The sequence below is a fragment of the Pseudomonas syringae KCTC 12500 genome, from assembly GCF_000507185.2.
Lineage (GTDB): Bacteria > Pseudomonadota > Gammaproteobacteria > Pseudomonadales > Pseudomonadaceae > Aquipseudomonas > Aquipseudomonas syringae.
Genome location: NZ_AYTM02000002.1, coordinates 3454940 through 3470134 on the forward strand (window position 1 = coordinate 3454940; position 15195 = coordinate 3470134).

Genomic DNA, 15195 nt, shown 5'->3' on the forward strand with positions numbered 1-15195 from the left:
AATACCGTGGTATTTCTGGGCTGGCTGTGCCGCCTCATGGGAGATAGACATGCTGGACTGGTTGAAAACAAACGCAACAGCTGCTCGCGAAAAGCTGGCTTCGGAAGTCTCGAAGTTCAAGAATCGCGAATTCATGGAGGCTGTGGTTTCCGGCTGTGCTCTGGTATCGGCCGCTGACGGTGATATCAGCTCCAGTGAAAAGCAGAAAATGGCCGGCTTCATTCAGAACTCTCAGGAACTGAAAGTTTTCGACATGAAGGACGTCATCCAGGGCTTCCAGGAAGCCTGCTCCAAGTTCGAGTTCGATTTTGAAATTGGTCGCGCCGAGGCCTTGAAAACCATCGGCAAGATCAAAAAGAAAGAAGATGCAGCCCGTTTGCTGGTGCGCGTCTGCTGTGCTATCGGTGGCGCCGATGGCAGCTTCGATGAGAAAGAGCGGGAAGTCTGCCGCACGATCTGTCGAGAGCTTGGCCTCAACCCGTCCGATTTCGACCTGTAATTTTTTACCCTAAGGAACGCAGTTAAATGGAAAGCACCTCTCTAGGCTTCCCTCCACTCACGATGGCGGTTTTCGTCGGTCTGGCCGTTACGGCCATGGCTATCGACATGTTCTCCCACCGGGGAAACAAGCCAATCACCCTCGCGCAAGCCTCGGCGTGGTCGATTTTCTGGGTCGCCATTTCGCTGGCCTTCGCGGGTTTTCTGTATGTCCAGCACGGCTCTGAAGTCGCCACGCTGTTCGTGACCGGTTACGCGCTGGAAAAAGTGCTGAGCGTCGACAACCTGTTCGTGTTCATGGCGTTGTTCTCCTGGTTCAAGATTCCGGATGGCCTGCGCCACCGCGTTCTGTACTGGGGCATCATCGGCGCCATCGTCTTCCGCGGCATCTTCGTCGCCATCGGTACCGGCCTCCTGGCGCTGGGTCCATGGGTCGAAGTGGTGTTTGCGGTCATCGTTGCCTGGACAGCCATCATGATGCTCAGGGCGGGCGATGACGACGACGAAGAAGTCGACTACTCGCAACACATGGCTTATCGCTTCGCCAAGAAGCTGTTCCCGGTGTGGCCAAAACTGCACGGCAGCAACTTCTTCGTCAGCCGCTCGGTTCTGGAGCAGGAAGTCAAAAAGCCTGAAAACGCCGGTATCACGCTGGCGGCAAAAGGCGCTTTGTTCGCGACCCCGTTGTTCCTGTGTCTGGTTGTGGCGGAAATCTCCGACGTTCTGTTCGCATTCGACTCCGTGCCTGCAATCATTGCCGTGAGCCGCGAGCCGCTGATTGTGTTCTCGGCGATGCTGTTCGCGATTCTTGGTCTGCGTACCCTGTACTTCGTTCTGGAAGCCCTCAAGCGCTATCTGGTGCACCTGGAGAAAGCGGTTATCGCCTTGCTGTTCTTCATTGCCTTGAAATTGGGCCTGAATGCTACCAACCACCTGTTCCATCACGGTTACGAGATCAGCGCCAATGCCAGCCTGCTGGTGGTAGTCGTCGTATTGATCATCGGTATCGTTGCAAGCCTGCTCTTCCCGGGCAAAGACGAATCCGCGGAAGAAAAAGCGTAAACACTGGATAAAGGAGATAAACGAATCATGGCTTTGACTCTGCAAAAAGGTGGCAACCTTTCGCTGTCGAAAACCGACCCTACCCTGACCAAAGTATTGATCGGTCTGGGCTGGGATCCGCGAGCCACTGACGGACAGGGTTTCGACCTGGACGCCAGCGCATTCCTGTTGGCCGCCAATGGCAAGGTCCGCAGTGAAGCTGACTTCATTTTCTACAACCAGCTCAAGAGCGCCGACGGTTCTGTCGAGCACACCGGTGACAACCGTACCGGTGCTGGCGACGGCGATGACGAAGTGGTCAAGGTCGATCTGACCCGTGTGCCTGCTGATGTCGACAAGATCGCATTCGTGGTGACCATTCATGACGCAGAAAGTCGTGGCCAGAACTTTGGCCAGGTGAGCCGCTCTTTCATTCGCGTAGTGAATGAAGAGTCGGGCGCGGAAGTCGTCCGTTACGATCTTGCTGAAGACGCCTCTACCGAAACCGCAATGATCTTCGCTGAGTTGTACCGCAATAACGGCGAGTGGAAATTCCGCGCCGTTGGTAGCGGTTTCAAGGGGGGACTAAAAGCATTGGCCAACTCTTTCGGCATGAATTTCTGATTCACGCCCAACCACTTTTCTGGAAAGGATCAAGAACATGGCAGTAAGTCTGAGTAAAGGCGGCAACGTTTCCCTGTCCAAAGAGGCTCCTGGCCTGACAGAAATCACCGTGGGCCTGGGCTGGGATCCGCGTGTGACCGATGGCACCGAGTTCGACCTGGATGCGTCGATCTTCATCGTTGGCGAAAATGGCAAAGTGCTGGACGATAACAGCTTCATTTTCTACAACAACAAGAAGTCGGCTGATGGCTCGGTCGAGCACCTGGGCGATAACCGTTCAGGCGCTGGCGAAGGCGATGACGAGTCGGTAACGGTTAAGCTCACTGGCCTGGCAGCGGCAGTGAAGAAGCTGGTTTTCGCGGTCACCATCCATTCTGCCGAAGAGCGCAAGCAAAGCTTTGGCCAGGTTTCCAACGCTTACATCCGCGTTGTGAACAAGGCTGACGGCAAGGAAATCGCTCGTTACGACCTGTCGGAAGATGCATCGACCGAAACCGCGATGATCTTCGGCGAGCTGTATCGCAATGGCGAAGAGTTCAAGTTCAAGGCCATTGGCCAGGGCTTTGCCGGCGGTCTGAAGCCGTTGGCAGAAGCTCACGGCGTGGCAATCGGCTAAACCCGAGCAGCGCCCAATAAAAACCCCCGCCAGCGATGGCGGGGTTTTTTTATTGGGTGCTGATTACAGCTATCGTTCCTCACGCTCTCCAGCGTGGGAATGCAGTTCACGACGCTCTGCGTCGCCAGAGGACGCTGAGCGTCCAGAAAGGCATGCGACGCAGAGCGCCGCACGATAGTCGCCAGTGCGCAGCACAGTCTCCGGTCTAATAACGTAGTGCTGAAGTCAGCGTTCGCTTCTGCCCACACCCGATGGCCCTGCGGCCAGCATGCGCCCGGCCAGTCGAGAGAAGGGCAGGCTTTGCAGCCATACCGTGCCAGGGCCGGTCAGTCTGGCGAAGAACACCCCTTCGCCGCCGAACAGCATCGACTTGATGCCGCCACCGACCATTCGGATATCGTAATCGACTGTCTGGGTCATGGCTGCCAGGCAGCCGGTGTCCACATCCAGCGCTTCGCCCGCCGCCAGTTCGATCTTGCGCACCGTGCCGCCCATGTGTACGAATACCCAGCCGTCGCCTTCCAGCTTTTGCAGGATGAAACCTTCGCCCCCGAACAGGCCGGTGAGGATTTTCTTCTGGAACTGGATACCGATGGAGACGCCTTTGGCGCCGGCCAGGAAACTGTCTTTCTGACAGATCAGCTTGCCGCCGAAATCACGCAGGTTGAGCGGCAGTATCGTGCCCGGGTAGGGCGCTGCAAACGCCACGCGGCCCTTGCCCGAACCCTGTTGCGAAAACACCGTGGTGAACAGGCTCTCGCCGGTCAGCATGCGCTTGCCTGCACCGAACAGCGAACCCAGCAGCCCTGACGATTGATTGCTGCCGTCGCCGAAGATGGTTTCCATCTGCACGTCGCACGTCTTGTACATCATCGCCCCGGCTTCGGCGACGGCGCTTTCGCCAGGGTCAAGCTCCAGTTCGATGAACTGGGTTTCCGTGCCGTACAGCTTGAAGTCCACACCGTCGGTGGTCTGCGCCAGGCCATAGCCGCCCGAGGCGTTCGGGTCGTGCGTAAACGAAGGGCGTCTGGCGGGCACCGAGGCCGGCGCGGGTGTCGGGGCTGCCTGCGCTGGCAGCGCGGACGGCTTGGGCTGAACCATGTCCGGCGTCGGATCAGGAAAAGGCGTCACACCGTCCTTCTTCATGGCGCGCACCTGCGGAACCTGATAGATCGGCTGCCAGTCCGGCATGCCTTGCTTCCAGCACCAGGCACCGGGCGACTCACGGGCAATCAGCCGCGCAGCATCCGCGTCCATCGGGCCGAGTTGCTTGCCTGCGTTCATCACAAACCATTGTTCCAAGGCGTCTACTCCCGAGCGAATAGTGACAGTTGGCTATGCGCGATGCGTCAGAGGCTAAGGCGCATGGACAGGTCCACGGCTTTCACATCCTTGGTCATCGCACCGATGGAAATGTAATCGACACCCGTTTCGGCAATCACTCGAAGGGTATCGTCGTTGATGCCGCCGCTGGCTTCCAGACTGGCACGGCCTGCGGTGAGGCGCACGGCCTCGCGCATGTCATCAAGGCTTAATTCATCGAGCATGATGATGTCGGTGCCTGCGTCCAGCGCCTGCTGGAGTTCACCCAGACTCTCCACCTCGACTTCCACAGGCTTGCCGGGTGCAATCCGGTGCGCCGCTTCTACTGCCTGGGCGATGCCACCACAGGCTGCGATGTGGTTTTCCTTGATCAGAAACGCATCGTAAAGCCCGATGCGGTGGTTATGACAGCCGCCGCAGGTGACCGCATATTTCTGCGCCATGCGCAGGCCCGGCAGGGTCTTGCGGGTATCCAGCAGTTTGACCTGAGTGCCCGCGACCATGTCCGCGAAGTACTGCGCACGCGTGGCCACTCCCGAGAGCATCTGCAGAAAATTGAGCGCGCTGCGTTCGCCGGTCAATAGGGAGCGGGCCGGGCCCTCAAGGTGAAACAGCGCCTGATTGGGGCTGACGCGGTCGCCATCGGTCACTTGCCAGTGCACGGCGACGCGCGGGTCCAGTTGCCGGAAGACTGCATCGACCCAGGCAGTACCCGCGATCACCGCTGCATCGCGGGAAATGATGGTGGCCTTGGCCAGTCGCTCTGCCGGAATCAATTGGGCGGTGATATCGCCGCTGCCGACATCCTCCAGCAATGCGCGACGCACATTGGCCTCGATCTCGGCGGTCAGGTCGGCAATTCGTAAATTCGGCATGGCGGGCTCCAGTAGCAAAGTCGTTCGAGTATAAGGCACCGCATTCCGCTTACCCACCTGCGCCATTGCCAAGGTGTTACCCCAGGAGACGTGCAGTTGGTCGGTTTGGCAGATTCGTTTGCGATGGAACGCGAATATCGCGGTCTATCGCTGCACACGAATGCCTTGCCGGTTCTTTCGCGAGAGTGAAAGAAAAGTCTCACTGGCGTCGATGACAAGTTTTGAAAGATAATCCGACTTGTAATTGACGCCATGGGTTTGACGTTGTGCAAGGTCAAGAGGGTCGCTTCACAGTGCGGGGGTAGCAAGCCACGTTTGTGATGGGGTTCAGGTTGTTTCCTGTCAGGGGGTGTAATGCCGAACGACGAAAAAGTAGTGCCGTTGAGCAAATCGTTCCCTTTGCAGGGGGCGGGTACTCCTTTGGCCCGATTACCTGTGGTGTTGTTGCAGGTTCGCGACAAGGCGGCCCAGCAGCTCAAGGATGCACTGCAGGCGTTGTTCGATAACGCTGACGATACGCTGTTCGAAATGGCTGACCGCGCCCGCAGCAACACTGAGCAGAACATCTTTTTTGAAGCCATGCGTGACCTGCGCCTCAAGCGCAAAAGCATAGAACGTGGTTTTCTCGACAAGTTTTACGAGTCTTTCCTGGTCCTGGGCCAGTATCAGATTCAGGAACCCGTGCTTCCGGCCGCTGTGTCTTTCGACAAGCTGTCGTTGGTGCACAACGATGATCTCGAGAAGACCGTGGCCGTGGACGCCATGGTCAGCAAAGTCATGAGCCGTGACGCCCTCGCTCTGGGCCAGCTCACTGCCCGCCTGAACGTCCTCATTCCTCAAGCCATTGCCGAAGACTCCAACCCTCTGGGGCCGGCGATGCTCTGCAGATTCTTTCTGGAGGCAGGGCGCAGCCTTGGCGTCGAGATCAAGGTCAAGCTGATCATTCTCAAACTGTTCGAGAAGTACGTCCTGGCCAATACGGACGATCTGTACAGCGAAGCCAATCAGTTGCTGATTGCCACAGGTGTATTGCCGGACATGAAAGCGTTGCCGGCCCGTCGCTCATCCGACCGGGCGGCACCCAGAAGTCGCTCCGCCGAGATGTCCGACCCTGCCCTGAACGAAGCCGCCGACAAGCTCGACAAGGGTGTGCAGGAGGTGTTCTCGGCTTTGCAGGAACTGCTGCTGCACGTGCGCGGCCACCTCGCGCCGCGTCATGAGCCCAATGCCGAAGTGCGTCCGATTTCCAGCCGGGACCTGCTGCGCCTGCTGTCTCACCTGCAGCAATATGTGCCGTCGCAGGACACTTCAGACGATTTCGACCTGCGCAATCAGCTGGAACAACTGCTGACGCGCGTCAACGTCAAGACCGGAAAATCCAGAATCGTCGGTGTCGGTGACGAAGATGTCATCAACCTGATCGCCATGCTCTTCGAGTTCATCCTCGATGACCGCAACCTGACGCCTTCATTGCGTGCTCTGATCGGGCGCCTGCAGATTCCTATGCTCAAAGTGGCGGTCATCGACAAAAGTTTCTTTAGCCGCGGCAGTCATCCTGCCCGTCGCCTGCTCAACGAAATTGCCACTGCCGCGCTGGGCTGGGGTGGCCGTGACGACTATCAGCGCGACTCGCTGTATCAGCGCGTCGAGCAGATCGTGCAGCGCCTGCTCAATGATTTTGTCGATGACCCGGCAATCTTTTCCGAATTACTGGCGGATTTTCTGGCCTTCACCAGTGACGAGCGTCGCCGCAGCGAGCTGCTTGAGCAGCGTACCCGCGATGCCGAAGAGGGGCGCGCCCGTGCCGAACTGGCTCGGCAGCAGGTGCAGCACGAGCTGAATCAGCGCCTGCTGGGCAAAACCTTGCCCGAGGTTGTTGTGCGGCTGCTGCAGGAGGCCTGGAGCAAGGTACTGCTGCTGACTTGCCTCAAGCATGGCGAAGAGTCCAGCGAGTGGCAGGCCGGGCTGGAGACCATGGACGAGTTGATCTGGAGCGTCGAGCTGCACGACGACCCGCAGGCCTTGCAGCGCCTGCTGGAGCTGGTTCCGGGACTGCTCAAGTCGCTGCGTGACGGCTTGACCAGTGCCGCTTTCGACCCGTTTGCCACCAGCGAATTTTTCAGTCAGCTGGAGTCGCTGCACGTGAAAGCGTTCCAGCACTTCTCGCGCTTGCAGGAAAGTGAGGGCGACACTGCGCAAAGCGATGCCACGCAGGCAGACGGCCAGGCCGTAGAGGGCCCGCCGATGATGGAGGTGATCGAGGAAATCGTTCTGATTACCGCTGAAGAGCAGATGCTCAATGAGCCGGTGGTCCAGCTACCTGATGACGACGCAGGCCTGCAGATGGTCGACAAGCTGCGGGTCGGTTGCTGGGTCGAGATTCAGGAAGATGAAGAGCACAAACTGCGTTGCAAGTTGACCGCGATTGTCGAGCCGACCGGGCGTTATGTGTTCGTCAATCGGACCGGCATGAAGGTTCTGGAAAAGACCCGCACCGGTCTTGCCATAGAGTTTCGCCGCGGCGCGGTGCGTATTCTCGATGATGCGCTGCTCTTCGATCGGGCCCTGGAGTCCGTCATCAGCAACCTGCGCAAGCTCAAGGGCGCCTGACTGGCGGCGATGTTGTCTGTCGCCAGACGCACATTTGACTGCGGTGCCGACGCCCCGCGTCGGCCTGCAGTCCACGCCGCGCCGCCACGGATCCTTGGTGTCTACAGCGCGTTTCCTACATCGCGAATCCGTACCCAAGCCCCCACATTAGCTTCTGTCACGGGCATAATCAGCGCTACTTATTTTCCCCCGTTCAAGGAGCATTCATGCAACTGGACTCCGCAAGCGGCTGGTGCGACGGCGTGCAGCATTGCCCCTCGCCCAACTTCAATGCGCGACCCGAAGGCGAAATCTCGCTGCTGGTGATTCACAACATCAGCCTGCCCCCAGCACAGTTCAAGACCGGCAAGGTGCAGGCTTTCTTTCAGAACCAGCTCGACATCGACGAGCATCCCTACTTTGTGGGGATTGCCGATCTGCGCGTTTCAGCGCATTTTCTGATTGAACGTGATGGCGAGGTCGTTCAGTTCGTCTCTTGTCTTGATCGTGCGTGGCACGCCGGTGTTTCCAGTTTTCAGGGCCGGGAAGGGTGCAATGACTTTTCCGTCGGCATCGAACTGGAGGGGACGGATGACCAGCCTTTCACCGATGCGCAATACGACACGCTGATCGACCTGGCGCGACAGTTGCGTCAGGCGTTCGAGGCGATCACCCCCGAGCGTATCTGTGGCCACAGTGACGTGGCGCCGGGACGCAAGACTGATCCTGGGCCCTGTTTTGACTGGGCCAGGTTTCGAGCGGCTTTGCTGGATTGATGTGAGGGACGAACAATGAGTTTTCTGGTGTTACTGCTGGCCGTTCTTATCGAAAAGTTTTCTGCCCTGCGTCAGCGCGTTCAGCGTGACGGGCCGTGGCTGAAAGAACTGGCAAAACTCGAGGCCAGCCCGCGGACCTCGACACGTCCCTGGGTAATGCTGGCGCTGCTGGTGCTTGTGCCCGTGCTGATCCTGCAACTGGCGCTGACCATCATCGGCTCGGTGGCCTATGGCTGGCTGGTTCTGCCCATTCACCTGCTGGTGTTGATCTACAGCCTTGGCCGGGTTGACCTGATTGCGGTGCTCGGGCCGTTTCGCGATGCCTGCCGACGTGGCGATGCGCAGGCTGCGGTGCACGTGGCCGAGCGCGACATGGGCGTGCAGGCGGACAACAGCGAGCAATTGCTGCAGGGTGTGCAGGGCTACCTGCTCTGGCAGGCGTTTCAGAGTTTCTTCGCCGTGATTTTCTGGTACTTCGTACTCGGCCCGGTGGCTGCGCTGGCCTACAGGCTATTGGCACTTGCCGCCGAGCACGGCAAGACACCCGCACTGGTGGAGCGCGCAGGGCAGTTGCGCCATGCCTTCGACTGGGTACCGGTCAGGTTGCTCGCCGCCAGCTTCGCATTGGTCGGCAATTTTGTGGCGGTCACCCGGGTGATGCTGCATGAACTGCTGAACTGGAACATCAGTGCTGCACAACTGATTACGCGCGTTGGCTGCGCCGCCAGCGAGGTTCCGCCTCCGATGATGGGGGCGCAAGGCGTTACCGGCCTCGACATGCTCTGGGAGCTGCTGGTACGTGCCGCGGTAGTCTGGTACGCAGGGTTCGCCCTGTGGACCCTTCTGCTCTGATCCGATCCTGGCTGCGCAGGCTCAAGCATGTGCCATCAGCTGTGTGACAGGCGAGGCCAGTCGAACAGTTCGCAGGCATTGTCCGTGCTCACCTCGGCCAGGCGCTCGGGGCTGATCTTCATCAGCCCCGCAAGGGCCTCGCAAATGTCGGGCAAGTGCTGCGGGCTGTTGCGCTGATAGGGATGCATGGCCGGCGCCATGTCCGGTGAGTCGGTTTCAAGCACCACACTGTCCAGCGGCAGTTCGGCGATGACCCGATGCATGCGCAGCGCCTGCGGCCAGGTTGCGGCTCCGCCCAGACCCAGTTTGAACCCCAGCCTGATGTACTCGCGCGCTTCTTCGCGGCTGCCGGCAAAGGCGTGAATGATGCCGCTGCGCTTTGGCCTGTGGCGCTTGAGCGTAGCGATCACATCGGCATGGCTGCGGCGCACGTGCAGCAAGGCGGGCAGGTTGAAGTCGTTAGCCAACTGCAATTGCGCGTCAAAGAGCGCCTGCTGACGCGCCCTGTCCGGCTGCTCGACGTAATAATCCAGACCGATCTCACCCACCGCACACAGCTGCGGATGGCCTTTCAGGCGAGTCAGCCAGTCGCCCAACTCGTTCAGGTGTGCAGTGCGGTGCTCATCGATGTACACCGGATGCATGCCGAACGCCGCGTACAGGGATGGGTTGGCTTCGGTCAGCTCCCATAGCCGCTGCCAGTTACGCTGATACACCCCGAGCACCACCATGCGCTGCACGCCGAGCGCCAGACAGTTGTCCAGCACTTGAGCGCGGTCGGCATCGAAGTCCGCAAAGTCCAGGTGGGTATGGGTATCGATCAGCGTCACCTTCACGCCTCGTGAATACGTTGCTTGAAGGCCCTGGCAATAGCGTGCACGCCCGGCTGGTAATCATCCTTCTCGATAGCGGCCAGCGCCAGTTGCAGGGCCTTGTCGGCGATCAGCTGGTGTTGCTGGGCCATGGCGTTGACAGGCAGCGGCAGGAAATCCAGCAATTGCGTATCGCCGAAGGTACCCAGATGCAGTGGGGTCGATTGCAGTGCCTGACTTTGCAGCACATCGAACACGCCTTGCAGCAGTACGTAGGACGTGGTGATCAACGCGTCCGGAAAATGTCCCTGGCGCTGTAGCATCTCGGTCATCAAACGCTGACCACACTGGCGACTGAACGCTTCGCCGTGCTCGACGATGGTGGCTCCGGTAAATCCGTCGAGTGCGTGTTCGAAGCCGGCGGCACGCGCGCGACTGATGCTCAGTTCAGGGCGTGCACCGATCAGGGCGATGTGGCGCGGTCGGGTTTGCAGGAGGCTGTGGGTCAGTTGCAGGCAGGCGTCATGGTCGTCGCTGACCACTGAGCAGAAAAACTCGGGATTCATTTCCCGGTCGATGGCGATGATCGGCATGCCCTTGAGCTGCAATTCGCGGTAGCTGTCGTCACCGGGTGGCAGGCAGCTGGCGACCAGCAATGCATCGCAACGGCGTGCGCGGAACAGCTGCAAAAGCTGCAGCTCGCTGGCGGGGTCGTCGTCGGAGCTGGCAATCAGCAGTTGATAGCCGAGGCTGCGCGCGCCTTGCTCGAGCAATTTGGCGATGCGCGCATAGCTGGGGTTTTCCAGGTCGGGCAGGATGAAGCCCAGTGTCTTGCTATGGCGGCTGCGCAGGCCCGCCGCTTGCGGGTTGGGTCGGAAGTCGTGCTGCTCGACCACGGCTTTGACACGCTCGACCGTTGCCGGGCTGATACGCTGTTTTTCGGCCTTGCCATTGATGACGTAACTGGCTGTAGTGACAGAAACACCTGCCAGACGTGCGATATCGCTCAGTTTCACCCCGGAGTTTCCTTTTATTAGGTACGCGGCTCAGGACAATCGAATTATTTTTTTCATGGCGCTGATCTTTACACCAGACCGTAGGAAACTCCCAAGTACTTCACGTATTTTGGGAATTGTCCCACAGTGATCGCACCGTCCGGGCTTCAATGAATCCCCAGAATCGAGTAACGTGCCGGACAATTCTAGATTAAACGATTCAGCACGCCTGTTGTCTGCTGCAATCGAGATGAAAGTGATGTCCGATACGATACTCGGACGAATATCACCTTCATCCCCCCAAGCTGTCGATCACACGATCGCCATTAAAACAAGAATCAGGTGGCGCCTCGGCGCTGCACAGGAGTCAAGGCAATGCTCGAACTCACTCTGGAGCAAATATCCATGGCCCAGTCGGCTGTGGATAAAACTGCCGCACTTAAGCTGATTGCCGACCACCTGGTCGCTGATGGTCTGGTTGCCGAGGGCTACCTCACCGGGCTGATGAACCGTGAGCAGCAAGGCTCGACCTTCCTCGGTCAGGGCATCGCCATCCCACACGGTACACCCGAAACCCGCGACCTGGTGTTTACCACCGGTGTGCGTCTGATGCAGTTCCCCGAAGGGGTGGACTGGGGCGACGGACAAATGGTTTACCTGGCGATTGGTATCGCTGCCAAATCCGACGAGCACTTGCGCCTGCTGCAACTGCTGACTCGCGCATTGGGTGAAGAGGATCTTGGTCAGGCGCTGCGCGAAGCGAAGACCCCGGAAGACCTGCTCAAGCTATTGCAGGGCGCTCCGCAGGAACTGGCGCTCGACGCACAGATGATCAGCCTCGGCGTGTCGGCCGACGATTTCGAAGAACTGGTCTGGCGCGGCGCACGCCTGTTGCGCAAGGCCGACTGCGTGAGTAACGGCTTTGCCGCCGTGCTCCAGCAAGTGGAAGCGTTGTCGCTGGGTGATGGCCTCTGGTGGCTGCACAGCGAGCAAACCGTCAATCGTCCTGGCTTGGCGTTCGTCACCCCCGACAAACCCATGCGCTATCTGGGCCAGCCGCTGACCGGTCTGTTCTGCCTGGCCAGCCTCGGTGAGGCGCATCAGGCGCTGCTCGAGCGTCTGTGCCTGTTACTGATCGAAGGCCGTGGCCACGAGTTGGGGCACGCCACCAATAGTCGCGCCGTGCTCGAAGCGCTGGGCGGCGAACTGCCAGCCGAGTGGCCGACCCGGCAGATTCAGCTGGCCAATGCCCATGGCTTGCATGCCCGCCCGGCGAAGATACTGGCGCAGTTGGCCAAGGAGTTTGACGGCGAGATCCGCATGCGCGTGCTGGAAACCGGCGAAGCCGCCGTGTCGGCCAAGAGCCTGAGCAAGCTGCTCAGCCTGGGTGCCCGTCGTGGTCAGACGCTGGAATTCATTGCCGAACCGACCATCGCCAACGACGCGCTACCCGCCCTGATCGCAGCCGTGGAGCAAGGTCTGGGCGAGGAGGTCGAACCCTTGCCCGCCGTCTCGCAGGCCGAGGCTGCGCCAGCGCCGACCCCGGCTGCTGCTAAACCGCTCAGTGCTCCGCCAGCCGGTAGCGTGTTGCAGGCTGTGTCTGCTTCACCGGGCATTGCCATGGGGCCGGCGCATATTCAAGTGCTGCAAAGCTTCGATTATCCCCAGCGGGGCGAGTCGGTGGCTGCCGAGCGCGAGCGCTTGCACAAGGCGATTGGCGAAGTGCGCAGCGATATCGAAAACCTCATTCAGCGCAGCAAGTCCAAGGCCATCCGGGAAATCTTCATCACTCACCAGGAGATGCTCGAAGACCCGGAACTGACCAGCGAAGTCGAAGCGCGCCTCAACAACGATGAAAGCGCGGCTGCTGCCTGGGCCACGGTTATCGAGACCGCTGCCGTTCAACAGGAACAACTGCAGGACGCACTGCTGGCCGAGCGCGCCGCAGACCTGCGTGACGTCGGTCGCCGCGTGCTGGCGCAGATCTGTGGCGTCGAAACCGTTGCGGCCCCGGACGAACCCTACATTCTGGTGATGGATGAAGTCGGCCCATCCGACGTTGCCCGCCTCGACCCGGCGCAGGTCGCTGGTATTCTTACCGCACGCGGCGGTGCCACCGCGCACAGTGCCATCGTGGCGCGTGCGCTGGGCATTCCCGCACTGGTGGGGGCCGGAGATGAAGTGCTGCTGCTCAAGCCGGGCACCGTACTGTTGATCGACAGCCAGCGCGGACGGCTGACCGTCGCACCTGACGAGGCAACCCTGCAGCGCGCAGTTCAGGACCGTGACGCGCGTGAGCAGCGTCTCAAGGCAGCCGCCGAAGCGCGCATGGAGCCTGCTGTGACGCGTGACGGTCATGCCGTCGAAGTCTTCGCCAATATCGGTGACAGTACGGGCACACCGGCTGCCGTGGAGCAGGGCGCGGAAGGCGTCGGCCTGCTGCGCACCGAATTGCTGTTCATGGCGCATTCCCAGGCGCCGGATGAGGCCACGCAGGAAGCGGAATACCGCCGCGTGCTGACCGATCTGGGCGGGCGTCCGCTGGTGGTACGTACACTGGACGTCGGTGGCGACAAGCCGCTGCCTTACTGGCCGATCGCCAAAGAGGAAAACCCGTTCCTCGGTGTCCGCGGTATCCGTCTTACCCTGCAGCGCCCGGATGTCATGGAAAGCCAGCTTCGCGCCCTGTTGCGTTCGGCAGACAGCGGCCCGCTGCGCATCATGTTCCCGATGATCGGCACGCTTGAAGAGTGGCGTCAGGCGCGGGACATGACCCAGCGTCTGCGCGAGGAAATTCCGGTCAGCGACCTGCAACTGGGGATCATGATCGAAGTGCCATCGGCGGCGCTGATCGCTCCGGTGCTGGCGAAGGAAGTGGACTTCTTCAGCATCGGCACCAATGACCTGACGCAATACACCATGGCCATCGACCGCGGCCACCCGACGCTGTCGGCCCAGGCTGACGGCCTGCACCCGTCGGTGCTGCAACTGATCGACATGACCGTGCGTGCTGCGCATGCCAACGGCAAATGGGTGGGCGTGTGCGGCGAACTGGCTGCAGACCCGCTGGCCGTGCCGATCTTGGTCGGCCTGGGCGTGGATGAATTGAGTGTCTCGGCGCGCAGCATTGGCGAGGTCAAGGCCTGCGTACGTGAACTGACCCTGAGCAGCGCTCAGCAACTGGCGCAAAATGCGCTGACGGCGGGCAGCGCCGCCGAAGTCCGCGCGCTTGTGGAGGCTGTGTAATGGCGAAGATTCTTACCCTGACTATGAACCCGGCGCTGGATCTGACTGTGCAGTTGGGGCAGTTGGAGCTGGGCCAGGTCAACCGCAGCACGGCGATGCTCACTCACGCTGCCGGCAAAGGCCTGAATGTGGCGCAGGTGCTGGCTGATCTGGGCCATGACCTGACCGTTGCCGGCTTTCTCGGCGTCGACAATCAGCAAGCGTTCGAAGCGTTGTTCGAGCGTCGTCAGTTCGTCGACGAATTTGTCCGGGTGCCGGGCGAAACGCGCAGCAATATCAAGCTGGCCGAAGGCAGTGGCCGTATCACCGACCTGAACGGCCCCGGGCCGCAGGTCAGTGAAGAGGCGCAGCACGCGCTGTTCACCCGCGTCGAACAGATCGCACAGGGTTTCGACGTGGTGGTCGTGGCGGGCAGCCTGCCGCGCGGTGTCACCCCGGAGTGGCTGCAAAAACTGCTGGTGATGCTCAAGGACCTCGGTCTGAAAGTGGCGCTGGACAGCAGTGGTCTGGCCTTGCGCGCCGGTCTTAAGGCCGGGCCCTGGCTGATCAAACCCAACACCGAAGAGCTGGCTGATGCGCTCGACGCACCGATCATCTCCATCGCTGCGCAAGCCGAGGCGGCTGCGCGTTTGCAGGCGCAGGGCATCGAGCATGTGGTGATCTCTCAAGGCTCCGAAGGCGTGCACTGGTTCAGCCCGAGCGTGGCGCTGCATTCGCTGCCGCCCAAGGTGACCGTGGCCAGTACGGTCGGTGCGGGTGACTCGCTGCTGGCAGGCATGGTGCACGGCTTGATCACCGGTCAAGAGCCGCACAAGACCCTGCGCACTGCCACAGCGATTGCCGCCATGGCGGTGACCCAGATCGGTTTCGGCATCACCGATGCCGCGCAACTCAAACGGCTTGAAGGCGGCGTCACTGTACGCAGCCTTTCAGAACAATAAGAGAGGA

Annotated in this window: 13 protein-coding genes; 9 read left to right on the forward strand and 4 right to left on the reverse strand. The window is 60.3% G+C overall.

Annotated elements, in window-relative coordinates; all coding sequences use genetic code 11:
- Window positions 1–49: 49 nt before the first annotated feature.
- Genes V476_RS15745 through V476_RS15760 form a run of 4 tightly spaced genes read left to right on the forward strand, consistent with a single transcriptional unit; the run spans window position 50 to window position 2779 of the window.
- Window positions 50–499, forward strand: a complete 450-nt coding sequence (locus V476_RS15745; protein WP_003317761.1) for a tellurite resistance TerB family protein — start codon at window positions 50–52, stop codon at window positions 497–499.
- A gap of 26 nt (window positions 500–525) precedes the next feature.
- Complete coding sequence (locus tag V476_RS15750; RefSeq protein WP_003345106.1) at window positions 526–1560, forward strand: TerC/Alx family metal homeostasis membrane protein; 1035 nt, start codon at window positions 526–528, stop codon at window positions 1558–1560.
- 27 nt (window positions 1561–1587) lie between these two features.
- A complete protein-coding gene (locus V476_RS15755; RefSeq protein ID WP_024960628.1) occupies window positions 1588–2163 on the forward strand; it encodes a TerD family protein in 576 nt (191 codons plus the stop codon).
- A 37-nt stretch (window positions 2164–2200) separates the two neighbouring features.
- Complete coding sequence (locus V476_RS15760) at window positions 2201–2779, forward strand: TerD family protein (protein ID WP_003317757.1); 579 nt, start codon at window positions 2201–2203, stop codon at window positions 2777–2779.
- 225 nt (window positions 2780–3004) lie between these two features.
- On the opposite strand, the gene V476_RS15765 is transcribed toward V476_RS15760, so the two are convergent.
- Together V476_RS15765 and nadC are read right to left on the reverse strand one after the other, a co-directional pair.
- Window positions 3005–4081, reverse strand: coding sequence for a TIGR00266 family protein (locus tag V476_RS15765; protein ID WP_024960629.1), 1077 nt, complete (start codon window positions 4079–4081; stop codon window positions 3005–3007).
- A 47-nt stretch (window positions 4082–4128) separates the two neighbouring features.
- On the reverse strand, window positions 4129–4977 hold the full coding sequence (gene nadC / locus V476_RS15770) for a carboxylating nicotinate-nucleotide diphosphorylase (protein ID WP_016567171.1): 849 nt from the start codon (window positions 4975–4977) through the stop codon (window positions 4129–4131).
- A gap of 354 nt (window positions 4978–5331) precedes the next feature.
- Between nadC and V476_RS15775 the strand changes: the two genes are divergently transcribed.
- The 3 genes from V476_RS15775 to ampE all read left to right on the forward strand — a co-directional run bounded on the left by V476_RS15775 (window position 5332) and on the right by ampE (window position 9194).
- Window positions 5332–7587, forward strand: coding sequence for a DUF1631 domain-containing protein (locus tag V476_RS15775; protein ID WP_024960630.1), 2256 nt, complete (start codon window positions 5332–5334; stop codon window positions 7585–7587).
- Window positions 7588–7793: 206 nt separating this feature from the next.
- Complete coding sequence (ampD, locus tag V476_RS15780) at window positions 7794–8342, forward strand: 1,6-anhydro-N-acetylmuramyl-L-alanine amidase AmpD (protein ID WP_003317752.1); 549 nt, start codon at window positions 7794–7796, stop codon at window positions 8340–8342.
- A gap of 15 nt (window positions 8343–8357) precedes the next feature.
- Entirely contained in the window at window positions 8358–9194 is an 837-nt protein-coding gene (gene ampE / locus V476_RS15785) for a regulatory signaling modulator protein AmpE (protein ID WP_003345100.1), read from the forward strand.
- Between the two features lie 35 nt (window positions 9195–9229).
- Here the strand turns inward: ampE and V476_RS15790 are convergent, their stop codons facing one another.
- Window positions 9230–10030, reverse strand: coding sequence for a TatD family hydrolase (locus V476_RS15790; RefSeq protein WP_024960631.1), 801 nt, complete (start codon window positions 10028–10030; stop codon window positions 9230–9232).
- The gene (gene cra / locus V476_RS15795; protein ID WP_004415136.1) at window positions 10027–11022 is read right to left on the reverse strand and encodes a catabolite repressor/activator; all 996 of its coding nucleotides are present in this window, start codon (window positions 11020–11022) and stop codon (window positions 10027–10029) included. Before cra ends, V476_RS15790 begins: the two co-directional genes overlap by 4 nt.
- Window positions 11023–11376: 354 nt before the next feature.
- Here cra and ptsP point away from each other — a divergent pair, with 354 nt between their 5' ends.
- Together ptsP and pfkB are read left to right on the forward strand one after the other, a co-directional pair.
- Window positions 11377–14247 carry a phosphoenolpyruvate--protein phosphotransferase gene (gene ptsP / locus V476_RS15800; RefSeq protein WP_024960632.1) on the forward strand — a complete coding sequence of 957 codons (2871 nt, stop codon included), beginning with the start codon at window positions 11377–11379 and terminating at the stop codon, window positions 14245–14247.
- Window positions 14247–15188, forward strand: coding sequence for a 1-phosphofructokinase (gene pfkB / locus V476_RS15805; RefSeq protein WP_003392655.1), 942 nt, complete (start codon window positions 14247–14249; stop codon window positions 15186–15188). Before ptsP ends, pfkB begins: the two co-directional genes overlap by 1 nt.
- Window positions 15189–15195 lie beyond the last annotated feature (7 nt).

Excerpts from the sequence above, each read along its gene's own strand:
- V476_RS15760 (WP_003317757.1), top strand. The coding sequence starts at position 2,201 with ATGGCAGTAAGTCTGAGTAAAGGCGGCAACGTTTCCCTGTCCAAAGAG.
- V476_RS15755 (WP_024960628.1), top strand. The coding sequence starts at position 1,588 with ATGGCTTTGACTCTGCAAAAAGGTGGCAACCTTTCGCTGTCGAAAACC.
- V476_RS15750 (WP_003345106.1), top strand. The coding sequence starts at position 526 with ATGGAAAGCACCTCTCTAGGCTTCCCTCCACTCACGATGGCGGTTTTC.
- ptsP (WP_024960632.1), top strand. The coding sequence starts at position 11,377 with ATGCTCGAACTCACTCTGGAGCAAATATCCATGGCCCAGTCGGCTGTG.
- pfkB (WP_003392655.1), top strand. The coding sequence starts at position 14,247 with ATGGCGAAGATTCTTACCCTGACTATGAACCCGGCGCTGGATCTGACT.
- V476_RS15775 (WP_024960630.1), top strand. The coding sequence starts at position 5,332 with ATGCCGAACGACGAAAAAGTAGTGCCGTTGAGCAAATCGTTCCCTTTG.
- ampD (WP_003317752.1), top strand. The coding sequence starts at position 7,794 with ATGCAACTGGACTCCGCAAGCGGCTGGTGCGACGGCGTGCAGCATTGC.
- nadC (WP_016567171.1), bottom strand. The coding sequence starts at position 4,977 with ATGCCGAATTTACGAATTGCCGACCTGACCGCCGAGATCGAGGCCAAT.
- V476_RS15745 (WP_003317761.1), top strand. The coding sequence starts at position 50 with ATGCTGGACTGGTTGAAAACAAACGCAACAGCTGCTCGCGAAAAGCTG.
- ampE (WP_003345100.1), top strand. The coding sequence starts at position 8,358 with ATGAGTTTTCTGGTGTTACTGCTGGCCGTTCTTATCGAAAAGTTTTCT.